This window comes from Hymenobacter sp. DG25B (assembly GCF_000801315.1).
GTDB lineage: Bacteria > Bacteroidota > Bacteroidia > Cytophagales > Hymenobacteraceae > Hymenobacter.
Genome location: NZ_CP010054.1, coordinates 1,880,701 through 1,907,492 on the forward strand (window position 1 = coordinate 1,880,701; position 26,792 = coordinate 1,907,492).

A 26,792-nucleotide genomic window follows, 5' to 3' on the forward strand; every position below is an offset into this window, starting at 1 on the left:
CAAATCAAACGCCCACCCTTTCGAGAATCGGAAGGGTGGGCGTTTGATTTTGACGAAATGGATGGCTCCTTAGGGAATGATGATGGAGGAAGTAGTTACGGTGTTGCTCTCGTGCAGGGCCCGGTCTACAATGGTGACTCTAAACCGGACTTCGGAACCCGATGGAAAGGACCCCACGAAGAAGGTCTGCCCAAAGTTCAGGTCGCCTTTAATGGGCTCAGACCGGTCGGTAGTGGTCAGGCGCGGAAAGCGGCTGTCGTAGGGAAACGCAAAATCAACCGGCCGGAATTCCCCGTCTTCTCCCTTCAGTAGGGGCTGAAAGAAATAGTTGTTGTAAAAGCGGTTTGGCGTTCGGTTGGGGTCCGTCGAGTTTGGGTTGTACTGATTATGGGGCGGGAGGGTGTCAGTGGGGCCCAGGCCCAGGTCGCCGTCCCCGTCTTTGAAAGAAACCGTTACCGTCACGGAATCATAAACGCCCGTTACCGGGGATTTGCGCTCCAGCTTGATAGCCTTAAACTCGATGCTGGGCGTATCCGGATAATCAGGCGGCGTGATGCAGGCATTCAGTAGCAGACCGCTACCGAAAATCAGCGCTGCATATTTAAAAAAACGAAAGGTAGCAGTGGTGGCCATACGAATAGAAATACCTCTTAATAGGCGGGAAAAGGTACGGATTCTCAACGAAGCACCCCGTACTTTGTTGCTTTCCCAAAACCCAGTTGTACGCTAATGAGTTTCCGCCAGCAGCATCTCCAGGCGTTGGACAGTTTAACCCCAGCTTCTTTTGAAGCGGCTGCGCTGGCGCTTTTTCGGCACCAGGCCGCGCAGTGCCTACCCTACAGGGAATACCTGACGCAGTTGGGCCGGAAAGCAGACCGGATAGAGCGCCTGACGGACATTCCGTTTCTGCCCATTGAGTTCTTCAAAACGCACGAGGTGCGTACGCTGCCGCTGGAGTGGGAGCCCCAGGAATTATATCTGAGCAGCGGCACTACGCTGCAGCAGCGCAGCCGGCATTTTGTACGCGAGCCGCAGCTGTACCGGCGCAATGCCGCGCGCATTTTTGAGCAATACTACGGCCCGCTCACGGACTGGATTTTCCTGGCTTTGCTGCCTTCCTATCTGGAGCAGGGGCACTCCTCGTTGGTAGCCATGGTAGAGCATTTTGCGGCCGCTTCCGGGCAGGAGCAACCGGCTTTTTTCCTGCGCAACCACGCCGCGCTTCTGCAAGCAATAAGTAAAGCCAGGCAAGTGCCCGGTCGCCGCATTATGCTCATTGGAGTATCGTATGCGCTGCTGGATCTGGTAGCGGAATATGGTGCCGCGCCGGCTCTGCAAAACCTCACGGTGCTGGAAACGGGCGGTATGAAAGGGCGCCGGCGCGAAATGATTCGGGAAGAGCTGCACGCGGAGCTGCAGCAGGCCTTTGGCCCGGCCGGTATTCATTCCGAGTACGGCATGACGGAGCTGCTCTCCCAGGCGTACAGCCTCGGCGACGGCCGCTTCCACGCGCCTACCCAGCTGCGCATCCTCCTCCGCGACCCATCCGACCCTTTCGCCCTGAGTGAAACCCGCCCCGATGGCGCCATCAACGTAATAGACCTGGCCAACGTGGACAGCTGCGCCTTCATCGAAACCAAAGACCTGGCCCGTATGCACCCCGATGGTTCTTTTGAAGTGCTGGGGAGAATGGATAATTCAGATATTCGGGGCTGCAACCAGCTGGCATAACGCCACGCCTGCTTTCCTCTCGCTTCGCCACCGCCTCATTTTATGCCCGCAGAATTTCGGACTGACACCTGGCGGCCCTGGGTAGTAGGTGGCTTTTTTGGGATGCTGGTGCTGCTGGGCCTGCTGGTGCATAACGACTACGGCGTTTCTACCGATGAGCCGGCGCACCATATGCACGGCATGGTAAACGTGAAGTACATAGCCGACATGGTGGCACCCGAGCTAGCCCGTCGTCAGCCCCAATATGCCCGCATTCCGCCCCTGCCTGGCTACTTTGATAATGGCCACGGCGTGCTGTTTGAAATACCGGTGAGTTTGCTCAGCCCGCTACTGGCCCACGGCGATTCTGCCGTGTACTATCGTATTCGCCACTTGCTGATCTTTCTGGTTTTTGTGGCGGGGGTGTGGGCGCTCTACCGGCTGGCTGCGCTGCGCTTCCGCAGCTGGCGGTGGGGGCTGGTGGCAGCCAGTGCCCTGGTACTCTCCCCGAGGCTGTTTGCAGAGGCCTTCTACAACGCACAGGATGGCGTGTTTATGGCCTTATTTGCGGTGGCCATGTACACCATGGCCCGACTCACGCAGCGGCCCACCACCGGGCGGGTGCTACTCCACAGTGTGGCCTGCGCCGTGGCCATCGATGTCCGTATTCTGGGTGTGATGTTGGTAGCTTTCACGCTGGGGTGGCTGAGTTGGCAGTTGGTTTTTCCGGCAGAACATGGGCCAAAGCGCCGGCAGATGCTCCTATATACAGGCCTATACCTGGCCACTACGGCCGTATTGGTGGTAGCGGGCTGGCCGTTTCTGTGGGAAAACCCAGCCGGCAACTTCCTGTATGCCTTCCAACGGCTGAGTAGCTACCCCTGGGAAGGGCGCAATTTTTACCTGGGCGTGCTGCGCCCCGGCAGTGCCACGCCCTGGCACTATGCCCCTGTCTTGATAGCCATTACCACTCCCTGGCCTTATCTAGCAGCCGCACTGGGTGCGTGGGTTATCTGGCTTAAAAACCTGCTGCGCACGCCTCGGCAATTGGGCAGCTGGGCAGGGCAGTTTGATGCCGTGGTGGTGGCCTGGCTGCTGGGGCCGCTGCTGATGGTTATAGCGCTTCACTCCGCGCTCTACAACGGCTGGCGACACTTATACTTTGTTTACCCGGCGCTGCTTCTGTTGGGCGTAGGTGGGGTGCGTGCCGTAATAAACTGGGCCCGGCAGCGCGCGGAAAGACGCTGGGCGCAATATGTGGTAGCAGGTAGCTTGCTGGCCGGCATGCTGCAAACAGCCTACCGCATGGTGCGGGACCATCCGCAACAGCAGGTCTATTTTAGCCTGATTCCGCCCGCCGTAGTGGCCCGGCAGTTCGACCGTGACTATTGGGGGCTTTCGTATCGGGCGGGGCTGGAATGGCTGCTGGCCGCTGATTCCTCGGCCCGTATCCGGATAGGCTCCCCGCGCAGCGACCTGCTTTATAATAACACCCTGATTTTGCCGCTGGCCCAACGCCAACGACTGCAATTTGTGAGCCCGCCCTATACGGCCGGTACCTACGTGTTTACCAACTACGCCCGCTACGGCCTGCAGGCCAGCGACACACTCGGCCGCAAGGTATATGACCTGTGGGTACATGACCTACCCACGCTGGGCATTTTTCGGCGTTGATTGGCGTGACCTGGTTCCAAAAAAAAGCCTGACCAAATCCGGTCAGGCTTTTTCCTTCTTCTGAGCGCCGCAGAAATTCTTCCCGCGCACCTTTTAACTACAAGTGGGCAATCGGGTCGGGCTTGCCGTCGGGGTCCGACTTCACGTAGCCGCTGCGGGTAAAGCTCTTGCCACGCATCAGCAGCACCCCGGCCATGTGCGGGGTAGCCATAGAGGTACCGCTCATGGTAGCGTACTGGCCGCCTTTATAAGTAGAGGTGATACTTACGCCGGGCATGCAATAGTCTACCGGTGGGTTGCCGAAGCAGGAGAAAGAAGCCCAGGTATCGAGGTTGTTCATGGCCGAGATGGTGAACACATTGGCGTTATTCACGCGGGCCGGGGAGTGCAGCGTGGCGCTCTTGGCATCATTGCCGGCAGCTACGGCGAATAGAATGCCTTTGTTGGCAGCGCGGGTCACCGCATCGTCCAGGGCCTGGGAGGTGCCGCCACCCAGGCTCATGTTGGCCACGTTACCAGCCTTTGCATTAGCGGCAACATAATCAATACCGGCAATGACGCCGGAAGAGGTGCCGCTGCCATCGGCAGCCAGCACTTTCACGGCTACTAAGGTAGCTCCGGCAGCCACGCCTACTACGCCTACCAGGTTGTTTTTGGCAGCAATAGTACCGGCTACGTGCGTGCCGTGGCCGTTGCCATCATTTGCGGTGGTTGCATCCGTGCCGGAGGTGATGAAAGTGCGGCTGCGGGTTTTGTCTACTGTCAGGTCGGGGTGAGTCAGGTCGATGCCGGTGTCGATAATCCAGGCGACTTTGCCCACGCCGCTGCCGTAGCCCACGCGCTTGATGCCGTAGGGGACGGTTTGCGTGGAGGTAGTGGTGGTAGTGCCGGTGGTTTGTTCAATGGTAATAACCTGGTCGGCTTCCACGTACGCCACGCTGGCATCCTGCGCCAACTGGGCGGCCTCGTCGGCCGTTAGCTCAGCGGAAAAGCCTTTCAGGGCATGGCCGTAGGCGCGCTCAACTTTCTCCGGGCGCAGGCCGCGCTGTTTCAGCAGACCCTGGGCCACTCCTTTCACTTTCTTGATTTTTTCCTCGTAGGCTTCACTGCCCAGCGTTACGCTGCCTTCTTTCAGCACCACAATGTAGCGGCCGGGAATTACCTGACCAACGGCTTTGGCATCGGCCGCGGCGCTAACTGCACCGCTAATGCCCGGCTCGGCGGGCGCTATGGTGTCTTTGGCGCAGCCGGCCAGCATTGCTATACTCAGCGTGGCGGCGCTTACTACGGTTCCTACCCGGAAATTCAGCAAGGATTTTGACATGAAAGGGAATTGGAATGATAGAAAAACACTAATGGGGGGCTGAATCGACTGATTTCTGCCCTTAGGGGCTTGAAAAGGTGCAATTCGCTGATTTATTTTCCTCAGACAGTAACCTAATCCCAATGGTTCCGTAGCGCTTCCCTTAAAATGAAAAAAGCCCCTGCCAGTGAATGGCAAGGGCTTTGATAATTAAAGGATAAGCTTAGTAGGTTTATTTACCAGCGTAAGCTTTGGCATCGTCTTCCGTAATGGTGTCGTCGCTCATAATTACGAGGCGCTCCACCACGTTGCGCAGCTCCCGGATATTGCCGCGCCAGTCCAGTCCCTGCAGGTATTTCAGGGCGGCATCATCTACCTTCTTGGGCTTATTGCCGTAGTCGTTGGCAATGTCCTGCAGGAATTTCTGCACCAGCTCCGGAATGTCCTCGCGCCGCTCGTTGAGGGACGGTACTTTGATCAGGATAACGGAGAGGCGGTGGTAAAGGTCTTCGCGGAAGTTGCGCTCGGCAATTTCGTGCTGCAGGTCTTTGTTGGTAGCGGCCAGCACGCGCACGTTCACGGAAATTTCCTTCTCGCCGCCCACGCGGGTAATCTTGTTTTCCTGCAGGGCGCGCAACACTTTGGCCTGGGCCGAAAGACTCATGTCGCCGATTTCGTCCAGGAACAGCGTGCCGCCATCGGCCTGCTCAAACTTGCCGATGCGCTGCTTTACCGCCGAAGTAAACGAGCCTTTCTCGTGCCCGAACAGCTCCGACTCAATTAACTCGGAAGGAATGGCGGCGCAGTTCACTTCCACCAGGGGGCCGTTGTTCCGGTTGCTGAGCTCGTGCAGCTGCCGGGCCACCATTTCCTTGCCTGCTCCGTTGGGGCCGGTAATAAGCACGCGGGCATCGGTAGGAGCCACCTTCTCAATAGCCTTGCGCACAGCTTCCAGGGCCTTGGAAGAGCCCACCATTTCGGAGCTCTTGGCTACTTTCTTCTTCAGCGTTTTGGTTTCGGCTACCAGCTTGGTGCGGTCCAGGGCGTTGCGCACGGTTACCAGCAGGCGGTTGAGGTCTGGTGGCTTTTGCAGGAAGTCGTAGGCGCCTTTCTTGGTGGCATCCACGGCCATTTCTACGTTGCCGTGGGCCGATACCATGATGAAAGCGGCATCGGGGGCGACTATGCGGGCGCGCTCCAATACCTCAATGCCATCCATTTTGGGCATTTTGATGTCGCAGAGCACTACATCGTACTTGTCTTTGATGAGCATATCCAGGCCGGTGGGGCCGTCCTCGGCCTGATCTACCTGGTAATTTTCGTACTCCAGAATCTCCTTAAGGGTGTTCCGGATGGCTTTTTCGTCGTCAATTATGAGAATGCGGGGCATGTGCGGAGAAAGAGCGAATGAAGGAAATCAAAGTAACGAAAAGCCAGCCGCAAACGGGTGCATCTTTGCCGGAAAGCCGGATAAATGTTGAGTTAAGCTATTTTGGAATATGACTAAAACACCTTAGACCGTCATGTCGAGCGAAGTCGAAGCATCTCGCATGCTGACGTTGCCAAACTATTTACCACACTAGCGAGATGTCTCGGCTACGCTCGACATGACGTTCTTTCGACTTCCTGAATGGTTTCATTGTAATATGCTTGCAGCCGGGTTCTAAGCTGTTCAGAGAAAGAGTTGCGGCCAACTATCAGCGCAGCACTATCAATTCAATATCCAAGAAAGGGCGGGCATCGGAGCCGGTGGAAGTGCCGGAGTGAAGCAGCACCTGTAACACTTCTGCTTCGGCCAGCGGCAGTGTGGCCGGGCCGGGCGCCTGGAAGGTGAAGGGTAGAAAGCCGGGGTAGGGGCGCGGGAGTAGCACCTGGCTGCCCAACTGGAAGGAGCTGAGCGGCACGCGTGCTTCCTGCATGTCAGCGCCCAGCTCCACGTTAGCCACGTAAGCCGCGGCATCCCGGGTAATGAGTACCAGCTGAACGCGGCCCGCGCCGGCACCTTTGCGGCCCCGGACAACTAACTCCTTCATGTTGGTCAGGTCGCTGGCGCGGGGAGCCAGCCGGTCGCGGAAGTAGGTGCGGAGGAAGGCAATAGGGGCATTATCAGGGGTGGTGGGGGCCGCGGTGCCGGTAGTGGGTGGGCTTTGCAGCAGGCGCAGGGCTACGGCACCGGTTGGGATAGTTATATAATCAGCCCAGCCGCCACCGGTTATACCGCCGGCTTCTATCCGGGGCTGGTCCTGGGCAGCCTGGAACAGCGGCAGGGCGGCATCAGCTGCTACTATGGGCGCTTCCCAGTATTCCCGGGGCACAAAGTCCCAGTCTTTGGGCGAACCGGTGAGGGGACCGGGGAAACTGGTATTCTGGCCCTGGTGCTTCACTACCACCCAGTAGCGCAGCAAACCAGGGTACAGCAATTCGGCGGGTACGGTGACTTCGGCGGTGGTCAGGGTGAGGCGGCGCATGGGCAGCGTGCGGGTAGGGCCATAGAAGTGCTGCGCCACCAGCAGCATGGAATCAGCGGCCTCCACCCCCGCAATAGTAGCCTGCAGCGTAGCCGCCCGGCCGGCCGACAGCTGAGCCGGGGCCGTGTGCACTACCTGCACTTGTCTGGTAGTGGGGGCCGGGGCTACAAACTCGCCCAGCTGGATAGCGCCCAGCCTGGTTTGCGCGGTGAAGGAACCGGTGTTTTTGCCCCGGGCCGCTACCAGGTACACGCCCGGCTGTAGTCGCACAGTGCCGTTGCTGGCCCGAGCCTGGAATGTGTTGCCTTTGTCCAGGCCGCGCACCGTGAAATCAGCCCCTAAACCAGGCAGTGTAAGGCGCATGGGCTGGGTGTTCCAGAAGATGTGTGTGACGGTCTGGCGCAGGGAGGTTTTGGCAAATGGGTCGCGCACGGCAATGGCATCTGGCATTACTTCCAGCCGCCACATGCCGTTGGCCAGGCGGTCCAGAAAGTAAGCGCCGGTGCCTTCATAATTAACTACTACCGAGGAGCCCGTGCCGGCCACCCGGCGCAGCGCTGCTGGTTTGCGCGGCCTGGTAGTGGTGGTGCCGGTGTACAGAAATTCCTCGTCGGCATTCAGCTCGCTCAGGCCGGCGCGGTAGCTCACCCGGAAGTTGTTGAACACGGAATCTTTGGGGAAGGCGGGAAACTGCTGGTCGCGCTTTACCTGCCGGAAAACCCGGCCCGCAATCAGCAGACTAATGGCTTTGGCCGGCGTGTAGGCCAGGTTCAGGTAGTGCGTCTGGTACTCGGTGTTGGCGTAGGCAATGGCCAAGGGGTCGTAGGCAAACTGGGTGGCCCACTGGAAGCCGGCGCCCCGGAAGCTGCGCGCCATCATGGGGTACATCAGCGGCTGCAGAATGTCACCGGATTCAAACTCATACACCAACCGGGGCTTACTAGTGAAACGCGGGTCCTGGCGGTACGGCGTAGGGTACTGCTGCACATAAGGCAAGGGGTTGCCGCGCAGCGTGTGCCCGTTTACCAGCCCCGAGGGGTACCACTGAAACGTGAAGCCATCCACCGGGCTGCTGAGAATGGCGTTGGATACCGTCGGGCTTTCGGCAATGTTGTAGAAAATGGGCTTGCGGTAGCCGGTGGCCCGCATAGCCGCCACCATGCGCTGCACAAAGCTGCTCACTTCCGCCTCAGGCTGGCTGTAGTGCGGCTCGTTGCACACCTCGTAGGCAATGATGTCGGGGTCCTCGCGGTTGAGCTGCTTGGTGTAGGGGTTGCGGTGGTTGAGGAACTGGGTGAGGTAGTTTTCCTGGGCCTTAATGGCGCGCGGAATCCGGTAGGCTTTGTTCTTGGGGTAAATGCTGGAAAAGCCCGTCATGGCCGTGTCGGGCTCGGGGTAGCCGTTGCCCCAGTAGGCAATGGGCGTGAGCAGGATTTTAATGTTGCGCTGCTTGAGCTTCTGAATCAGATAATCGAAGAGGCGCAGGTGCTCGTTGTCCAGCAGGTTGCCGGCCGTGTCGGTTATTTCCACATCCCAGACGTGCACCCGAAACGCATCAATGCCCAATCGGGAAAGGTGATATACATCCTCGTCGATGGCCTGCTCCAGATTCACGCCCAGCTTTTTGTGCGCGCGGTAGGAGTAGGCGAAGGGCGTAGTATAGTTCACCCCAAACAGGGCTACTTCCTGCCGGCTGCCCTGCCAGCGAATGACCCCGGCGGGGTCAATGTAAATATCGGCGGTAGCGGGAGGGGCTTTTTGGGCGCTGGCTTTGGGCAGACTCAGGGTCAGAAACAAGCCAGCCAGTAAGTAGACTAGATAACTTTTACGGGGAAGGCCAACCGACCCGGAAGGGAATAAATAATTCATGAGCGAAAGCTACGCGAAGAAACACTGGGCTACAACGCAGAACGGCCGCCGCAGGATTGTGCGACGGCCGTTTGCTGTGGGTGATGAGTCTATAAGCCGGGTTTTGTCCGCGTTGCCGCGGCCCCACCATTTATCTAGGCCAGTTCTCGCGAAAAGGCTCCATCAACCTACCCGCTGGCGCCGGACGAGCCGCCCGGTGCAGGCCCGAAGGCCCACGTACCAGCTTATTTGGTCTTTCAACCCCTGAGGTTTACCCAGCCGACGCGGTTGCCCGGCCGCTGGTGCGCTCTTACCGCACCTTTTCACCCTTACCAAAGGTGAAATTGAGAATTTGTGAGATTGTGAAATTCACAACTTCACCTTTCACAACTTCACCGCCTGGCGGTAGTTTTCTGTGGCACTGGCTGTCCTGGCTTACTTTACGCTTACCAGTCCTTCCCGTTAGGAAGCAGGGTGCTCTGCGTTGCCCGGACTTTCCTCGTCGCCATTCTTGCGTAAGGCGCCGCGGTGGGGCGACCCATCACTGCGGGTAAAGGTACGAATAATGAAACCTAAGTCCTGATTAGTGAGATTCGCTAATTCTTGTTGAGCAATTGACCCTTTAACGCCAGGAAGGCCACTTAATCGTTGTAATGCTTTAATGGCGGGTTGTTTCAAGACTGAATGTTTTCTAGCCAACTCTGCCATAGCTGTTATTGCGGCATCCTGAATAGCGCTTCCGACTGGTAATGTAATTACTGCGCTGTCAAGTGCTTGTTGAACTTGGTTGGAGTCATTAATATTTGGATTGCGCATTAACAGATATTCTATAGCCTTCTCTGAAACATGGTAAGCCGCACGAGCATGTGCTAATGATAGAATTTCATTGAATGTTGTTAATAGTTTGATATCCAACTCCACTTCAGCTGTATGCTTCAATCTAATTTCTGCTTGAAGTTTAAGCTTGTATTCACGGGTAATTGTTAAAATACTATAGATAGCAGTTAGACATGTGGCGAATCCTCCCACTGCTAACCCCCAAGTTTTAATGTCTTCTGAAGTCATCTTTTAGAGTAGTAATTTATTTGTAGCTAAACCTACTACTTACCCTCCCACAAATTATCCTTCGGGTTGCTATCCGGTACCAGCGTAGCGCCCAGCTTCACCTTCGTCACTACCTTATCAGAAGGCACTGGAATGGTGACGGATTTGGCGCCGGTTTCCCACACGGCAATGGTGCGGTGAATCTGCTGGGTAGAGTTATCGGCGAAGGTTACAGTTAGGTCTACCGGCACGGGCTTGGTGCCCTTGGCTTCCACTACAATCTGGGACTGGTTGCCCTGCTTGGTTACGCTGGCAATGGCCAGGTCGGGGTAGCCGCCCTCGAAGAACCAGCGCTGCCAGAACCAGTTGAGGTTGCGGCCGGCCCCGGCGTTCATGGAGTTGAAGAAATCGTAGGGCATGGGGTGCTTGCCGTTCCAGTTGCGGATGTAGGTGTGCAGCGCCTTCGTGAACAACTCATCGCCCAGTAAATCCTTCACATACAGGTAGCCCAGGCCGGGCTTGGGGTAGGAGTTGAGGAAGAATGGCGTGCCATTTTGCTGGGTCGTCAGCGTCACGATGGGCATGTCCTGCTCCGTATCGGCGGCGCGGGCGTAGGGCGCAATACCGTAGTCGTCGTCCAGGGTGGGGTCAATCATTTTGGAGATGATCCACTCGCCAATGGTGGCCCAGCCTTCATCCATCCAGCCGTACTTGGTTTCGTTGATGCCCATGTAGAACGGGAACATCGTGTGGAATATCTCGTGGTCGGTGAGGGTAATGGCGTCGGCGCGGGATTCGGTGGGGTTGTCATTCACCATCATGGGATACTCCATCTGGTCGAGGCCATCGAAAATGGTTTCGTGGGAGTAGGGGAAAGGCCACTTCGGGAAGTCGTAGCTCATGGCCTGCACCGTTTTGCGGGCAAAGTGAATCACCTCCTCGTAGTCCTTGTGCTTGGTGTTGTACACGGCATCTACGCGGGTGCGGCGCTTGGTAGCGGGGTCCACTATCAGGCTGGTAGATTGCCACACGTAGTGGTCGGCGGTGGCAAACACGAAGTCGGTTACATTCTTCGCCTCAAACTGCCAGGTGTTGGTGGCATTCTGGGCCGTGATGTCACGGCGCTTTGCGTCTTCTTCGGTGATGATGCTGGTGATGCGGTCCTTCTTTTCCGCATCGCGCAGGCGCTTGGCGTACTTTTTCTGGAGGACCTGGTCGGTGTTTTTCAGGTCGCCGGTGGCCCACACCACAAAGTTTTTGGGCACCGTAATGGCGGCTTTGAAGTTGCTGAAGTCGTTGTAGAACTCCTGCGAGCCGATGTAGGGCAGGCGGTTCCAGCCATCAATATCGTCGTACACGGTGATGCGCGGAAAGAAGTAGGCCACGAAATGCGCGCCTTCCTCAATCTCGCCGGTGCGCATATGCGAGCCTTTGTTGAGCGTGTAGGAGTAGCTGATGGCCACGCGCGCCGTTTGCCCCGGCGCCAGCGGCTTGATGCTCACGGGCATATTGGTGGCATCAATTTTCAGCTTGGCCACATCCTCGGCCTCGCCGTTCACACTGAGTTGCGCAATCTTCACCCCATCGTGCAGGTCTTCGGGCTTCACCGACGATACCCGCGGGGCACCTTTCTGGTAGTAGTTGGGGTAAAGCTTAAACCAGATCTGCCGCAGCGAATCGGGGCTGTTGTTGACGTAGGCAATATCCACCGTGCCCTGCACCAGGCGGGTAGCGGGGTCGAAGTTGATGTTGAGGGTGTAGTCGGCGGTGTTTTGCCAGTATTTGGGGCCGGGCTTGCCGTCTTCGGAACGGGTGCCTTTCTGGTAAGTGGCCTGCAGATTGCGCGGAATAGGTAGGGCTTGCTGGGCAAGAACGGGGGCGCTAGCCAACAGCAGCGCGGCAAGAAGCTTCAGAGTCATAAAAGGCAGAAGATTTCTGCAAAGTAACACCCTGCACCTTTAGGCCTGATATGGATTATACTTTCTGCCAAAACCACTCTGTCATCCTGAGCCCAGCGAAGGACCTCCTCACGTTGGAACGAGTCGTTGTTACGCAAGTCGTTTAGTTGTGAGAAGGTCCTTCGCTGGGCTCAGGATGACAGATGTAATGATGCGGGAGGTTATAAAATGGATGCTGCAGAAGCCTACTGCATTTGCGCACATATCTGCCGCAAAATCTCTTCCCAATGCTTCAGATACAGCATGTGGCCTTCGCCGGGTAGCATATTTATGTGGGTATGCGGGATGCGCTCCGTGAGGTAATGCAGGCTTTCCGGGGGCCAGATGGTGTCGGCGGTGCCGTGCCAGATGGTAGTGGGAGCGGTAATGGCCGATAGGGAAAAGGAGAGAGGCTGGCAGATGGCCCGACTATCGAAATAAACGCCCTGACCCTCGTGTTTGAAACCCTGCACGGCGGCGTCGCGCAGCAGGGCGCGGTTGGTTGGTTGAAACCCCACTACCTGTTCCGGCGGGCCGAAGATGAGCTTTAGAAATTCGTCAATGGTAGCTTCAGGGTCGGTGTGCCACTTCTCGCTGATTTCGGCGAAGGCCAGCTTGCCCAGCGTGGGCAGGTATTCATTGGCGTAGCGCACAGCCTTCCAGCCCACCGTGAAGTCCTGGTAAGCCGCCGGGTCGCCGAAGGGCAGGATGGTGCTCAGCAGATGCAGCGGGCCTACCCGCGCGGGATACAGCGCGGCCAGCGCCAGCGCGTGCAGCCCACCCGCCGACCAGCCCGTAACCCCCAGCCGCCCCGGCACCCGCAACGCCTCCACCGCATACACCACATCGGCCGCGAACGAAGCCAGCGTCAGGTTCTCATCCACATCCGACTGGCCCGCCCCCGGCCGGTCCGGGGCCAGCACCTGCAAACCCAATTCCGCCAGCAGCTCCGCACACGCCGGCACCGACAGCCCCGAGGAGGCGTAGCCATGGTGGAAAATAACAGCCGGATGCGCAGGGTTGCCATAACGCGTAAGGCCCAGCCGGCGGCCGTCTGGTAAGGGAACGGTAAGTGGCTGTGCGGTGGTTGGGATGGACATTAAGAGGGAAATCGATATAAATAAAAACTGTCATCCTGAACAAAGCGAAGGACCTTAATACGCTAAAACGAGTCGTGGGTACGAGTATCGTTCTAACGTGATAAGGTCCTTCGCTTTGCTCAGGATGACAGGTGTGTTTGGTTACTTGCGTTACTTCAGGCGAACCAGGGTTGCGCCGTAGCCGAACTTCTCTTTGCGGGCATCCTCAAAAAACTTAATGTCGCGGTTGCGGCTCAGTAGCTTGTGGATTTCCTTGCGCAGGGTGCCGTTGCCGGCGCCGTGAATGAAGACAATTTCGTGCATGTTGGTGGCCAGGGCCCGGCTCAGGGCATCTTCAAACACATCCAGCTGCAGCTTGAGCATGGCGGTGTTGGAGAGGCCTTCGGCTCCCTCGGGGCGCAGGGCCTCAATGTGCAGATCCAGCTCGTGCGGCGGCGCTACCAGGGCTTTAGCCGGTTCCGGCGCCGGCGCAATGGCGGCCGGTTTAGCGGGGGCATCGCCAGAAAGCTGCTGCTTTAAGGCTTCGGCCAGTTTTTCGGGTGGCAGGGCCAGAGCCGCGGCGGGTTTCTCATCCAGCTGAAACAGGTAGGCTTCGCGCTGAAGCAGCGGGGCCTGCTGCCGGCTCTTGTAGAATGTAGCCGCTTTGAAGGCCACGCGCTTGGTGAGCAGCTCAAACGCCGAAGCGCCGTTTACCTGGTGCGGCAGTACCTGCAGCACATAGGCGGGCCACTGTTCAAAATCCTTCAGGTGCAAGTGGGCCAGCGGCTTGCTGGCCTGCTTGGGCCCCAGCTTATCGGCTACCAGACCGCGGTAAGGGCGGTCGGGGCGCTCCTCGCCGCAGGTGAACAGCACATCGGCCTCGGTATTGTTGAGCAACTGTACCGAAAGCAGCTCCGGTGCCTGGTGGGTGAGGGCCAGGTACAGGCCTTTCTGCGCGGCGGGCAGCGGGGCCGGGGCTTTGGGCTGATCGGGCTGTGCGGCGCCCTGGCTGGCCGGGGCCGCAGCGGACGCGCTGACCGGTCGGGCGGCCGCTGGCTTGGTGCCTTTTCCCATCTGGCCGGGTTTGAGAACAGGAGCGGTGCGGTCGAAGGCTTTGCCTTCTTCGGCGGCTACTACTACCACCTCGCGGCGCAGTACGGGAATGGTAAAATCGTTATCAATAGCTACTTCTACCAGGTCGTTGTCGAGGATGCGGGTAATAATGCCCTCTTCGCGGCCGGTCAGTAGGCGGACTCTGTCTCCTACGTTCATATCAAAAAAGAAAAAAGTCAGTTGGAATAGGTGCAACAAAGGTAACGCGCAAAAAACGCCCGCGGCTGAGCCAAACGTATGAAACGACTCCGTAATTAGGCTGGGGCTACCAGTACAGCCCGTGCAGCACCATGCCGCGCCGCTTGTTATACTCCAAAGCCGGGGCGGGCAGATGAAAAATACTGGCCACGTAGAACACCCGGCGCAGGAGCTTGCTGCGCGTGGGAATACGGCGCAAATCAACATCCAGGGAAAGGTAGTACTGGCGGTAGGGGTGCAGGCCCAGGGCGGCGTTGGCGTCCGCATCGTTGTACACCATTTGCTGGGCACCGTAGCCCAGGGCGGGCTGCAGCCAGCGCGGCCAGCGGCTGGTGGCGGGCAGCCAGGCTCTGATATCGGCGCACAGCCAGTAGGTTTGGCCGTTGTAGTCTTTCAGGTGCTTTTCGGCCAGGCTTTGGCCCAATACGTTGGGGCGCAGGCCGGCGTAGCGGGTGGTATGGAAGGAATACTTGGGCATGAAGCGCACGTCCTGCCAGGCCAGCTGCTGGGCCAGTACCCCCGCCGAGCCCAGAAAATTGGCGGCCAGATCGGTAGCGGAAGCGCCATACTGCGGGTCGCGGCCGTCCAGCAGCTCAATGGGGCTTTGCAGCAGAAAACCCACCATGCTGCCGTACCAGATGGCCTTTTTTTGCGGCACTCCCGACCACTGCAGCATATCCACAGCGCCGCGGCTTTCGTGAAAGGCACCCCAGAAGTGGCCGGCTTTGTCCATCTGCTTCCACTCCGGCAGGTCATTAAACCAGTGTAATTCAGTGCGGGGGCCGGTGTACCACCCTTCGCTCAGCAGATAAAGCGTGCCAGCGTAGGCAGCCGTGCCCGCGCCCAGCAACAAGGGCAGTCGGTGGGCGGAAGTAGTGCGGGCGGTATCGGGGGAAGCCAGCGGCACCTGGGCCGCGCCGCGCAGGGCCGTGAGCAGGAGCAGGCAAAATCCGAATGTACGCGCGTACCACGCCATATTTCCTCTTTTTTGCCGGCACAGAGGGGCGCGGTCATCCCTCAAAACTACAATAAAACCGCCGCTGTCCTTTGGTAGCCCAGCTCGGCGGTGGTATCTTTAAGATTCGGAACCCTGCGTTTACGACGAATTTTCGCTGTTTTCGTCTCCTTCGCGAAATTCCTTCTGTTTTCCCACACAACTTCTGTTTAATGAAATCACTTCGACTTCTCATGCTATGGCTGGTCAGCCTGGCCACGCTGCCCGTAGTGCAGGCCCAGGTGGTTACGGCCCAGCCAACCTTCTTCACGGCTACCGATCAGGTGACGCTTACCTTCGACGCAACTCAGGGTACTGGTGGTTTGAAAGGCTACACCGGTGACGTATACATCTGGACTGGCGTTATCACGGACAAGAGCACCAATGATAGTGATTGGAAAGCCGTGGTGGGTACGAGCTTTAGCGCTCCTATTGCTAAGGAGAAGATGACGCGTAGCACCACCAATGCTAACCTCTATACCATCACCCTCACTCCCCGTACCTACTACGATAAGCTTGCTGCTACGGATAAGATCCTGAAGCTGGCAATGGTTTTCCGGGGTGCCAATGGCTCACCTGAAGGCAAGGGCACCGGCGGCAAAGACATTCTGGTGGATGTGGCGCAAACGTCTGCGCTGTCCGTACGACTCACCAGCCCCACCACGGGCCAGTTCGTTACTAAAAATTCCAGCGTAAGCGTATCGGGCACGGCCTCGGCGGCATCTACTCTCACCCTTACGCTGAATGGCACGCAGGTAGATCAGAAAACCAGCGCTACCACCCTGACCAAGGACGTTACCCTGACCCAGGAGGGAAGCAATGTGCTGAAACTAACGGCTACCAACGGCGGCGTTACGGCCACAGACGAAGTAACCGTGTTTGTAAGCCCGGCTACTACCATTGCCGCTCTGCCAGCAGGTGCCAAGAAAGATGGAGTTACTTATCTGAATGGCGGCACGTCCGTTATTCTGAGTTTGACGGCCCCAAACAAGACCACCGCTTACGTCCTCGGCGACTTCAATAACTGGCTGGCGGACACCAAGTACCAGATGAGCAAAACCAGCGCCACCGACAACGTGAACACGCGCTGGTGGGTGAAGATTGACGGTCTCACGGCCGGTCAGGAGTATGCTTATCAGTATCTGGTAGATGGTGTGCGCGTAGCGGACCCCTACACCGAGAAAGTGCTGGACCCCAATAATGACCAGTACATTCCGGCTGTTACCTACCCTAACCTGAAGGCGTACCCCACCGGCAAAACCACCGGCATTGTATCCGTACTGCAAACCAATGCCCCGGAGTATACCTGGCAGGTAACCAACTTCCAGCGTCCCAGTAAGTTGGATATGGTGGTATATGAGCTGCTGGTGCGCGACTTTGTAGCGCGCCACGATTACAAAACCGTCACCGATTCTCTGGATTATATTAAACGCTTGGGTATTAATGTACTGGAGCTGCTGCCCGTAAACGAGTTTGAAGGCAACGAAAGCTGGGGCTACAATCCCTCGTTCTACTTTGCTCCTGACAAGTACTACGGCACCAAGAACGACCTGAAGAAACTCATCGACGAAGCGCACAAGCGCGGTATTGCCGTGGTGCTGGATATGGTTCTGAACCACTCCTTCGGCCAGAGCCCCATGGTGCAGCTATACAGCAGCAACAGCCCCTGGTTCAATGCTACGCCTACGCACCCTTATAACGTAGGTACTGACTTCAACCACGAAAGCGACTATACCCGCTATTTCTCGAAAGAAGTAATCAAGTTCTGGCTGCAGGAGTACCACATCGATGGCTACCGCTATGACCTGGCGGGCGGTTTCAGCCAGGTGCAGAAAACAGAGGCTACTTATGAGTCGGTATTTGACCAGTCGCGGGTGAATATCTGGAAAGACTACTACGCCGCGCAGCAGGCGGCCAGCGCCGGCTCCTATGCCATTCTGGAAACGTTTGTGGCTACTGAAGAAGCCAAGGCACTGTCCGCCGCCGGCCTCATGCTGTGGGGCAAAATGACCACCAACTACAATGAGGCCACCATGGGCTACAACGATGGCAGCAAGTCGGACTTCAGCTATGGCTACTTCAAGCAGCGCGGCTTCACGGAGCCCAACCTGGTTACCTACATGGAAAGCCACGACGAGGACCGCCTGATGTACAAGAACCTGCGTTTTGGCAACAGCGCAGGCTCTTACTCGGTGAAGAACCTGAATACGGCCCTGGCCCGTCAGGAATTGGCAGCCGCTTTCTTCTTTACCGTGCCCGGCCCGCGCATGATCTGGCAGTTTGGCGAGGTTGGCTACGACAAGGGCATCTTTATGTGCCCTGACGGCAAGTACCCCGGTGATGATGAAACCGACCCTAAAAACTACGGCAAAGACCAGAGCTGCAAGCTCAGCAACAAGCCGGCCCTGTGGGACTACTACGACAATGCCAACCGTCGTCGCCTCTACGATGTATACCGCAGCCTGATTCAGTTGAAGAAGGATGAGCCGGTATTTGAGAACTACACCTCCTTCACGCAGGATGTTGGCGGCGCCGTGAAATCCATTCACCTGAACAACACGGACCAGAATGTTACGGTGCTGGGCAACTTCGATGTGAAGTCGGCTACGGTGAACCCCAAGTTCCAGAAAGCGGGCACCTGGTACAACTACCTGGACGGCACCAGCCTCAAAATCAAGAATACCGACAGCACCTTCACGCTGGCTCCCGGGCAGTACTACGTGTATCTATCGAAGAAAGTAGCCAAGCCGGCGGGTACGGTGCTGGCTACGCGCAACGAGCGGGCTGCTATGGCGCTGGGCTACTCAGTGGCTCCTAACCCCACCAGCTCGGTCGCCCTGCTGCGCTACACGCTGCCCCAGGCTACGGCCGTGCAAGTAACGGTACTGAACCTGCTGGGCGCCACCGTGCGTACGCTGCCCGGCACGGGCAAGCAGTCGGCCGGGGCGCATACTCTCAGCATCCCGGTGGAAAACCTGGCCAACGGTATCTACCTCATTCGTATGCAGGCCGGTGAGCAGCAGGTAACCACCCGCCTGCAGGTGCAGCACTAATTTGGCTAATGGCTGATGGCTATTAGCTTCTTACACCATAAAAAGAGCCGCCTCACATTTGTGAGGCGGCTCTTTTATTTACTGTGATGCCGTTTAGCAAGCCATCAGCTATTAGCTAACAGCCACACGGCTTTTAGCCATTGATGTGGTATTGCACCAGGTCATCGATAGGGGAGCGGATGATTTTACCCACTTCCATGCCGTGGCTTTTGGCCACCTGCTCCAGCACGTCGCGGAAGTTATAGCCCACGGAGCCCACGCAGTTGAAGGAGTAGTTCTGGAAGTTGGGATAATGCGTTACCAGGTTGCGGAAGAAGGTTTCAAACCCATCCAGTACAATCTCGCGGCAGTAGCTGATGTTGTTGTGGTCGTAGGCAAACTTGCTGAACGAGGCCAGGAAGCGGTTGGGCAGGGGCTGGTTGTAGAGACGGTCAAAGATTTCCTCATTGGTCAGGCCATACTGGTCTTTAAAGGCATCCTGTAAACCATCGGGCAGGTAGCCGCGCATGAAGTCGCGCAGCAGGCGCTTGCCAATGAACGAGCCGCTGCCTTCATCGCCCAGGAAATACCCCAGCGAATCAATGTTCAGCTCCACGTCTTTGCCATTATACAGGCAGGTGTTGGTGCCGGTACCCAGAATGGCGGCAAAGCCCATATTGCGGCCCAGCAGGGCCCGGGCAGCGGCCAGCAAATCGTGGCCCACATATACTTTCGAGCTGGTGAAAACCTGCCGCATAGCGCGCTCTACAATCTCTACCTTCTCCGGGACGGAGCAGCCGGCGCCATAGTAATATACTTCCGTCACTTCCGCGCGGGGCAGCGTATCAGGCAGGCTCTTTTCCAAAGAGGCTACTATACCGGGCGTATCAATAAAATACGGGTTGTAGCCTTCGGTGTTGAAATAGATTTTGGTGCCCGCATTGTCAATCTGGCACCAGTTGGTTTTGGTAGAGCCGCCGTCGGCAATAATGATCATATGAGAAGGGTTGGACGTTTGCAGAACTAGAGGAGGGGTAAAGATAACAGGACCGGAAAATTAATAACCGCGCCAGCGGAATAAGATTGAACAAATACCAGCGCTTTCCGACCTGGTAGCCAGTGGTTTCATTTGTGCAAAATGATGGCCGATTGCAACCTTTTTCTAGGTAAGTTGCTAAAGCATAAGAACAACGTCTGCTACCTTACGCCCACTGCTGCTGAGCTTGCATCAAGGAATTCCAATTCTTTCCTCTTTATGGCGCTGACAGCACCTGGCCAGGGGTAAATTCGCTTGGTTTAGCCGTTTCTCACGTTACTTTTTGCATTACCACCTTTCCATTTTTCATGTCCTAAACCTTTACCATTCCAATGAGAAAATTACTTACTCTCGCTGCGGCAGGCGCCTTAGCGTCCGCTGCCTTTACTGCCCAGGCCCAAGTGGTATTAGACGGCCAAGTGCTGCCAACGGAGAACTACACGAAAATAGGTGAGTATACCAGCACCGTGCGAGGCTTCGGCCCACATGGCCTGGCAGCACTTTATGCCAAAACCACCGATACCAAACTGTACATTGCCCTGACTGGTGCGCTGGAAACTAATGGTAACTCTTTTCAGATATATCTGAACATACCTGGAAAAACAGGAGTGCCTTCTGGTACTGCCTTACCCGCCAGCAATATTACCGGCACTTCCTTTCAGGCGGCAAAGCCTGTAATGGAAATGGAAGTTGACTATGCCTTTGGTGTGAAAGGTGGTGCCACGGCTTCTACCGGAAGCATTATTGATTATACCCGCCTGGTAGGCACAGGTACAGATGCTAAAGCTACGGATCAAGTAATTGGAGACTTAGCTAATCTGGGTACAGCAGTAACTGTACCGGCCGCTACCACGGGTAATCTGAACAAAACCAGAATGGCGTTTCTTAATGTCAACTTACTCACGGCTCATACCGGGACGGAAGGACTGGAAATTGAGTTGGATAAAGCTGATTTAGGCATTGCCAATGATGCCGTGATACAGCTATTCGCAGCGCAGAATAACGGTGACGGTGGCTTCTTCTCTTCGGATGTTATTCCGGAGGTGACGGGAAATACGGCACCGCAAACTGCTCCCATCGGCACTAATAATGAAGGTAACCTAGGAACCAACCCCAATTTTGTTACGCTTCCTGGAACCCAGGTTATTAATTATACGGCCACTATCACGGCCAGCCGTGCGGAAGTAGCGCGTACCCTCGGTTTTGGTATTTACCCTAATCCCGCCCGCGAAGCTAAAATCGTGTATACGGTGCAAGGCCGGCAGGATGTAGCCCTAGAAGTGGTGAACCTGCTGGGCCAGCGCGTACGCACGCTGGCGGCTGTTAAGCAGGCAGGTCGGCAGGAGTATAAGCTCTCTGATTTGCGGGCCGGTACTTACCTGGTAAAGCTGCGCGTAGGCGACCAGCTGACCAGCCAGAAGCTGGTGATTAACTAATTGCAGAACTGTATTAGCAACAAAAAAGCCCCGCTGCTCAGCAGCGGGGCTTTTTATTTAAAGCTCAACGAGCAGTCCTATTGCTTAGCTAAGGAATAGCTATAGTTGCCCTTGCCTTTGCTTAAATCAAGGGTAATCGTATAGGTGCCAGCCTCGGTAATCTGGATGTTTTTACCATCGTAGTCAGGCATACCATTAGGCTCGTTGTCGCCAAAGTTCTTGTCGGCATCCCAGCTGTTGGTACGGAACTTCATTTCACCAGCTTTAAGAGCGGTAGTAATGGTCCATACGCCTTTGGTAGCGTCATAGGTCATGGGCGTATCAGAATTCCAATCATTGGCCGTAGCGGAGCCAATGATGCCCCAGGACGTCTTGAGCAGGGAATAGCTGTTAGTATTCAGGTTTACAATGATTCTGTAGTAGCCGGCACCTGGAATCATCAGGTCGCTGCCTTTCGGCTTCAGACCAAAGGCAGTACCATCGCTACCAAAGTCATTGTCCCAGTTGCGGGCAGGCGTGAATTTGAAGCCACCAGCTTCCGTGAAGTTCACGTAGCCTTCATACACCTTATCATCAGCGGGCGAGGCCAGCAGAGGAGCCGTTTGCGGGCTCCAGCCCTGATGGTTACCCGGTACATAAAGGGCCGGATAGGTAATGAAAGAAAGATAAGGAGAGCCTGACAGGGTAGTAGAAGCCGACATCATGGCTTTTACTGGGTTTGCAGGCGCATTCGTGGTCAGGTTAGAAACCACCCGTACCTCTACCTGCGAGTCGGTGCCCGGGGTCAGACCAAGCGCCAGCATAGCAGCGTTAATTTCACTTACGGTGAAGGTCTTTTCCAAGCTGCTGCCCGCGTTGACGTTATACGGTTTCGCAAACTTGTTGTCCTTCTTGTCAAACTGGATAGTGTACGTTTGGGCAGCGCTATAGCCATAGGAGGCTGGCTTCCAGGTATACTTTACAGCAGGCGAGCTGGCATTTTCCTGTACCAGCGAAACGCTGGCAGCAGAAGCCGTGAGCGTAGGAGCGTCACCTGGCTGAGCTACAACTTTTACTTCATCCTTCTCGCAAGAAGAAAAAAGAAAGACGGCTGCACAGACCCCTACTAGTTGGGTAAGCCAATTTTTCATGTTTTACAGATCGTTAAAACGAATGTGGGATTGGGAAAAGCTTCTCTAACGGGTGTTGAACAGCAACCTGCCGGCGCTTTGTTCAACGCCCGTTAGAAAACTTTATCCGATTAATAACCTGGGTTTTGCTTCAGGTTCGGGTTAGCAATCAGGTCGGTAGTAGGAATGGGGAACAGCACGCGGAAGTTATCCACGGCAGCACCCTCTTTCACGCCACCTTTGAAAGGCCATACATACTCGCCACCGGTGTATTTGCCGAAGCGAATCAGGTCCGTGCGGCGGTGACCTTCCCAGTACAGCTCACGGCCGCGCTCATCCAGAATATCTTCCAGATCAACGGAGGCCAGTGCCGTAGCGCCAGCCCGCTCACGTACCGTGTTAACCGCATCCAGCGCCGTGCGGCCACCCACGGGGGCACCACCACGCAGAACTGCTTCGGCGTACATCAGGTAATCATCAGCCAGACGGAACATGGGGAAGTCCGTGTCGGGGAAGTTGCCTTCCGTGTCGGAACCCTGAGCGCCGGTGGAAGTCACGTTCTTAAACTTCGTAATGGCATAGCCATCCGTGAAGGTGAAGATGTCGTTGATTTCCTTTTTCTGGCCGGGCGTGTAGAACAGAGCACGCTCATCGGTGCTTTCAGCTTCGCCGGGGAACAACTCCACCAGGTTTTTCTTGGTGCGGTTACCGCCCCAGCCGCCATTGATACCGAACTCAGCCGGGCTCATGCTGCCACCTACTGCCGCGTGCACCAGGAAGGTCATGCCACCGTAGGTTTTGGTGTGCAGGCCGTCAAATGCTACCGGGAAGATAACTTCGTCACGGGCAGCGGTTTTGTCGTTGTCAGCCAGGAAAAGCTCCTCGTAGTTAGGGGCCAGGCTGTACGTGTTAGCGTCCAGAACTTTTGCCGCATAAATGGCCGCGTCGTTGTTGCGCTCTTTGCCGGTGTATACCTGGGCATTCAGATACAGCTTCGAGAGTAGCATCCAGGCCGCCGCCTTATCGGCACGGGCATACACTGCTTTGGGGGCCAGCAGGTCGGCATCAATAGCCTTCAGCTCTTTCTCGATATAATCGAAAACAAACTGGCGCGACTGCTGCGGCGGAGGCGTGCTGCCTACGGTCGAAGTTTCATCGGCGAAAGGAATGTTACCGAACATATCGATACCATGCCAGTAGCTGAGGGCACGCAGGAAGCGGGCCTCGGCGCGGTAGGTTCTGATCTTGGCCTGCTCGGTTTCCGAGATGCCCCGCTCGTTCAGCTTCTCCGGCGTGGTCTGCCGGATGAACTCGTTGCAGAGGGAAATCTGGTAGAAAATACGGTCGTAAATAGCCCGTACAAACTCGTTGTTAGCGTTCCAGGTCAGCTTGTTGTAGTCGGGCAGGTTGCCGTCGTTCCAGCCAATGATAGCCTCATCCGTGGTCAGTTCCTGGGCACCCCAGTACTGACGCAGATAGTTGGAGAAGCCTTCATCAATACCGGTAATATCGGGCAGGCCCGCAGGACCTTCCTGACCACTCACGGCCAGCGTGGCATACAGACGCGCCAATACCTGCTGAATCTGGGCGGGGTCGCGGTAAACTACCTCTGTGTTGGTCAGAAAGTCAGGCGACTGGTCCAGCTCACTCACGCACGACGAAAGTGGTGAAAGAGAAGCAGCAAGCAGCATGGCTACCCCTATACTGCGTACAAATTTATTTTTCATGTTGGGATTTTTTAGAAGCCGATGTTCAGACCAAGCGTGAACGTGCGGGGACGAGGATAAATGGTGTTGTCGATGCCGTTAAATACCTCCGGGTCAAGACCTTTATAGTTCGTTACCACGAAAGCATTCTGAACAGACAACGAAAGGTTTACGTTCGCCTTGTCCTGGGCAATTTTGCCCACATTATAACCAAGTGTAATGTTCTCCATGCGCAGGAAAGAAGCATTCTCGATGTAGTAATCGGAGAAGTACTGCGCGGTGCTGAACTTAGAGTCCAGAACCTCCGGCGTGGTGTTGTTCAGGAAGCCGGTAGAACCCTGCGTGAAGGTAGAAGCGGAGCGCAGGTTGTTGTACACATAGTTGTCAAGGCTGGAGCGCATGGTGAAGGCCAGGCTGGCCTTGCCATAGCTCACGTTAGAGCCGAAGCCCAACAGCATTTTGGGGCGCGAAGACTTATAACGGTAGCGGTCCAGGTTGTTCACGATACCATCATTGTTACGGTCTACATATACGCCTTCCAGAGGCTTGCCATCGGTGCCGTATACCTGCTGGTATACATAGAACGACTGAGCTGGGAAGCCCACCGTGTTTACCTGAACCTGGTTGCCGGTGCCACCACCAATAGCATCACCGGTGAGGTTACCAACGGAGTTGGGTACTTCCACGGTGTTGAGACGGGTAATTTCGTTCTCATTGTAGTTGCCGTTAGCATTCAGCGTCCAGTTGAATTTGTCGCCGCGAATAACATCTACATTCAGAACAGCTTCCACACCTTTGTTGGTCAGGCTGCCTACGTTAAAGTTGCCTTCGTTCGAGAGGTTGGCCAGAGCAGCTACCTGAATAAAGTTCAGCAGGTCTTTGGTGTCGCGCTTATATACGTCTACCGAACCCGAGAAACGGTTGTCCATGAAACCATAGTCCAGACCTACGTTATAGGTAGTAGTGGTTTCCCACTTCAGGCCTGCATTGTAGAAACCGGCACGGCTGGTAGTAATGAACTGGTTGCCCAACTGATACTGGGCGGTGTTGCGGCTAGGCGTGTACAACGACTGGTAGCCATACAGACCAGAGTAGTTGTTGCCCTGACCCAGGTCCTGCTGGCCGGTCTGGCCGTAGCCGAAACGCAGTTTCAGGTCAGAAATAGCCGAAGAGCTGGCAAGGAAGTCCTCACCCTTGATGCGCCAGGCGAAGGCACCGGAAGGGAAGTAACCCCAACGGTTGCTCTCAGGGAAGCGCGAAGAACCGTCGGCCCGCATAGTAGCGGTGAACAGGTACTTGTCTTTGATGTTGTAGTTGGCACGGCCGTAGAACGACAGCAGGCGGTAGCCCGGATCGTAGTAGTCCTTACCGCTGATAGGCATGGTAGCAGGCGTGAAAACCTCGCCAGTTACGGTGCGGTCATCAAACACGAAGGTCTTGTAGTCGAAAGCCTGGTAGGAGTGACCGGCCAGCAGTTCCAGACGACCAACACCCACTTCTTTGTCGTACTTCAGGTAAGCTTCCAGCAGCTTGTTGTCGTTGTCAGCAGCATACTGGTTAGCCTGGCCTTTGCCCAGACGAGCCCCTACGAAGGTAGCCGAGTTAGGATCTACATATACGGTGCCGCGGCCCCGCTGAATGTCGTAACCCAGGTTCAGGTTAGCGCTCAGACCATCCACGAAGGGCAGGCGGTAATCCAGCTGTACGTTGCCGATGCTACGCTTCACCGTGCTACGGTCGCGGCGCTGGTTGATCAGGCCAACCGGGTTGCGGGGAGCCAGCGTATTCACGTTGCCATCCTTATCCAGGAACTGGAAGTAGCCGCCGTATTTAGCGTAGCGGGGGTCGGAGGAGTAAACCGGCTGGGTAGGATCAAAGAATACAGCTGACGACACAGCGCTGCCGGCCGAGAAGTTGTTGTCAATCCAGGAGCCTTTCAGGTTCAGGGTAACACGCAGCTTGTTGTCCAGCAGCATAGGCGTCAGGCTGATGGCGCCCGTGTAGCGCTTCAGGTCGTTGTTCAGCAGCAGGCCTTCCTGGTCCAGGTAGCCACCCGAAACGCGGAAAGGAATAGCGCCTGCCGAACCACCAATGCTGATGTTATTGTCGGTGGTGTTGGCGGTGCGGAAAATCTCCTTCTGCCAGTTGGTGTTGGAGTTGCCAACAATCGTTTTCTGCTCTGCGTTGCCGCGGGCGTTTACCAGGGCGCGGAACTCCGGACCGTTCAGTACGTCCACGAATTTGGTAGCCTCCGAAATAGAGTTCTGGGAGCTAACGGTTACCGAAAGCTTCTCACCCTGCACCCCACGCTTGGTGGTTACCAGGATAACGCCGTTCGATGCCCGCGAACCGTAAATGGCCGTAGCCGAAGCATCTTTCAGCACCGTGATGCTTTCGATGTCGTTCGGGTTAATCATGGACAGGGCGTTGGGCGCACCGTCAAGCTTCTGATTGTCAACGGGTACACCGTCAATGATAATCAGCGGGTCGTTGGAGGCCGAAAGGGAAGAGCCCCCGCGGATGCGGATAGAAGAAGCCGTGCCGGGAGCACCACCACCGGTGGTAATCTGCAGACCAGCTACTTTACCCTGCACCAGTTGCTCGGGGTTGGTCACCTGGCCTTTTACGAACTGCTTCTCCGAAATCTGCTCTACGGCACCCGTCAGGTCCTGCTTGCGCGCGGTACCGTAACCGATAACAACGGCTTCATTCAGTAGGGTGGTGTTTTCGGCCAGGTTCACGTCAAGGGCGGAGTTCTGACCGGCCTGAACGGTTACGTTACGGCGCGTGGTGGTAAAGCCTACGAAGGAAGCAATAACCACATGCGGGCCGGCTGGAATGTTCTGAATCGAGAACTGACCATCGGAGTTGGTGGAAGTGCCCAGCGAGGTGCCTTCAATAAGCACTGTTACGCCTGGCAGCCCTTGGGCCTTTTCGTCCACTACCCGCCCACTAATGGAGCCGGTTTGGGCGAATGCGCTGGTAAAACCAGTGCACAAGAACAACAGCAGAAACAGTAGTTTCGGCAGATAATGGTGTTTCATTAAGTAAGGGGTTGGATGTAAGGGAAAAAAAGGTTCAGAATTTCTACCGTTGGACGTACCA

General features: G+C 56.3%; 16 protein-coding genes and 1 other RNA gene. 4 read left to right on the top strand and 13 right to left on the bottom strand.

Features of this window, described 5'->3' with window-relative positions:
* Positions 1-69: 69 nt before the first annotated feature.
* Positions 70-633 carry a hypothetical protein gene (locus PK28_RS08015; RefSeq protein WP_044513178.1) on the bottom strand — a complete coding sequence of 188 codons (564 nt, stop codon included), beginning with the start codon at positions 631-633 and terminating at the stop codon, positions 70-72.
* Between the two features lie 96 nt (positions 634-729).
* On the opposite strand from PK28_RS08015, the gene PK28_RS08020 reads away from it, so the two are divergent.
* On the top strand, positions 730-1,731 hold the full coding sequence (locus tag PK28_RS08020; RefSeq protein ID WP_052430542.1) for an acyl-CoA synthetase family protein: 1,002 nt from the start codon (positions 730-732) through the stop codon (positions 1,729-1,731).
* Positions 1,732-1,773: 42 nt separating this feature from the next.
* On the top strand, positions 1,774-3,384 hold the full coding sequence (locus PK28_RS08025) for a glycosyltransferase family protein (RefSeq protein WP_044513181.1): 1,611 nt from the start codon (positions 1,774-1,776) through the stop codon (positions 3,382-3,384).
* 97 nt (positions 3,385-3,481) lie between these two features.
* Here the strand turns inward: PK28_RS08025 and PK28_RS08030 are convergent, their stop codons facing one another.
* The 8 genes from PK28_RS08030 to PK28_RS08060 all read right to left on the bottom strand — a co-directional run bounded on the left by PK28_RS08030 (position 3,482) and on the right by PK28_RS08060 (position 15,350).
* Positions 3,482-4,708 carry a S8 family serine peptidase gene (locus tag PK28_RS08030; protein WP_044513184.1) on the bottom strand — a complete coding sequence of 409 codons (1,227 nt, stop codon included), beginning with the start codon at positions 4,706-4,708 and terminating at the stop codon, positions 3,482-3,484.
* A gap of 211 nt (positions 4,709-4,919) precedes the next feature.
* Positions 4,920-6,077, bottom strand: coding sequence for a sigma-54-dependent transcriptional regulator (locus tag PK28_RS08035; protein WP_044513187.1), 1,158 nt, complete (start codon positions 6,075-6,077; stop codon positions 4,920-4,922).
* Between the two features lie 307 nt (positions 6,078-6,384).
* Positions 6,385-8,952, bottom strand: coding sequence for a cellulase family glycosylhydrolase (locus PK28_RS08040; protein WP_048825748.1), 2,568 nt, complete (start codon positions 8,950-8,952; stop codon positions 6,385-6,387).
* 148 nt (positions 8,953-9,100) lie between these two features.
* Positions 9,101-9,548, bottom strand: an RNA gene (gene rnpB, locus PK28_RS19710) — RNase P RNA component class A.
* Positions 9,549-10,103: 555 nt separating this feature from the next.
* The gene (locus tag PK28_RS08045) at positions 10,104-11,966 is read right to left on the bottom strand and encodes a M1 family metallopeptidase (RefSeq protein WP_044513191.1); all 1,863 of its coding nucleotides are present in this window, start codon (positions 11,964-11,966) and stop codon (positions 10,104-10,106) included.
* A 224-nt stretch (positions 11,967-12,190) separates the two neighbouring features.
* Complete coding sequence (locus PK28_RS18955; RefSeq protein WP_071885132.1) at positions 12,191-13,084, bottom strand: alpha/beta fold hydrolase; 894 nt, start codon at positions 13,082-13,084, stop codon at positions 12,191-12,193.
* A gap of 150 nt (positions 13,085-13,234) precedes the next feature.
* A complete protein-coding gene (locus PK28_RS08055) occupies positions 13,235-14,335 on the bottom strand; it encodes a Smr/MutS family protein (RefSeq protein WP_044516589.1) in 1,101 nt (366 codons plus the stop codon).
* 106 nt (positions 14,336-14,441) lie between these two features.
* Positions 14,442-15,350, bottom strand: coding sequence for a DUF2279 domain-containing protein (locus PK28_RS08060; RefSeq protein ID WP_082017019.1), 909 nt, complete (start codon positions 15,348-15,350; stop codon positions 14,442-14,444).
* Between the two features lie 191 nt (positions 15,351-15,541).
* Here PK28_RS08060 and PK28_RS08065 point away from each other — a divergent pair, with 191 nt between their 5' ends.
* Positions 15,542-18,421 (top strand): alpha-amylase family glycosyl hydrolase, encoded by a 2,880-nt coding sequence (locus tag PK28_RS08065; RefSeq protein WP_044513192.1) that lies wholly within the window; start codon positions 15,542-15,544, stop codon positions 18,419-18,421.
* Positions 18,422-18,554: 133 nt separating this feature from the next.
* Here the strand turns inward: PK28_RS08065 and PK28_RS08070 are convergent, their stop codons facing one another.
* Entirely contained in the window at positions 18,555-19,397 is an 843-nt protein-coding gene (locus PK28_RS08070) for an N-acetylglucosamine kinase (RefSeq protein WP_044513194.1), read from the bottom strand.
* A gap of 371 nt (positions 19,398-19,768) precedes the next feature.
* Between PK28_RS08070 and PK28_RS08075 the strand changes: the two genes are divergently transcribed.
* Positions 19,769-20,872, top strand: a complete 1,104-nt coding sequence (locus PK28_RS08075) for a T9SS type A sorting domain-containing protein (protein ID WP_082017020.1) — start codon at positions 19,769-19,771, stop codon at positions 20,870-20,872.
* 77 nt (positions 20,873-20,949) lie between these two features.
* Here PK28_RS08075 and PK28_RS08080 read toward each other — a convergent pair whose 3' ends face one another.
* The 3 genes from PK28_RS08080 to PK28_RS08090 all read right to left on the bottom strand — a co-directional run bounded on the left by PK28_RS08080 (position 20,950) and on the right by PK28_RS08090 (position 26,731).
* On the bottom strand, positions 20,950-22,002 hold the full coding sequence (locus PK28_RS08080) for a SusE domain-containing protein (RefSeq protein WP_044513198.1): 1,053 nt from the start codon (positions 22,000-22,002) through the stop codon (positions 20,950-20,952).
* A gap of 110 nt (positions 22,003-22,112) precedes the next feature.
* Complete coding sequence (locus PK28_RS08085) at positions 22,113-23,708, bottom strand: RagB/SusD family nutrient uptake outer membrane protein (RefSeq protein WP_044513201.1); 1,596 nt, start codon at positions 23,706-23,708, stop codon at positions 22,113-22,115.
* A gap of 11 nt (positions 23,709-23,719) precedes the next feature.
* On the bottom strand, positions 23,720-26,731 hold the full coding sequence (locus PK28_RS08090) for a SusC/RagA family TonB-linked outer membrane protein (RefSeq protein WP_044513203.1): 3,012 nt from the start codon (positions 26,729-26,731) through the stop codon (positions 23,720-23,722).
* Positions 26,732-26,792 lie beyond the last annotated feature (61 nt).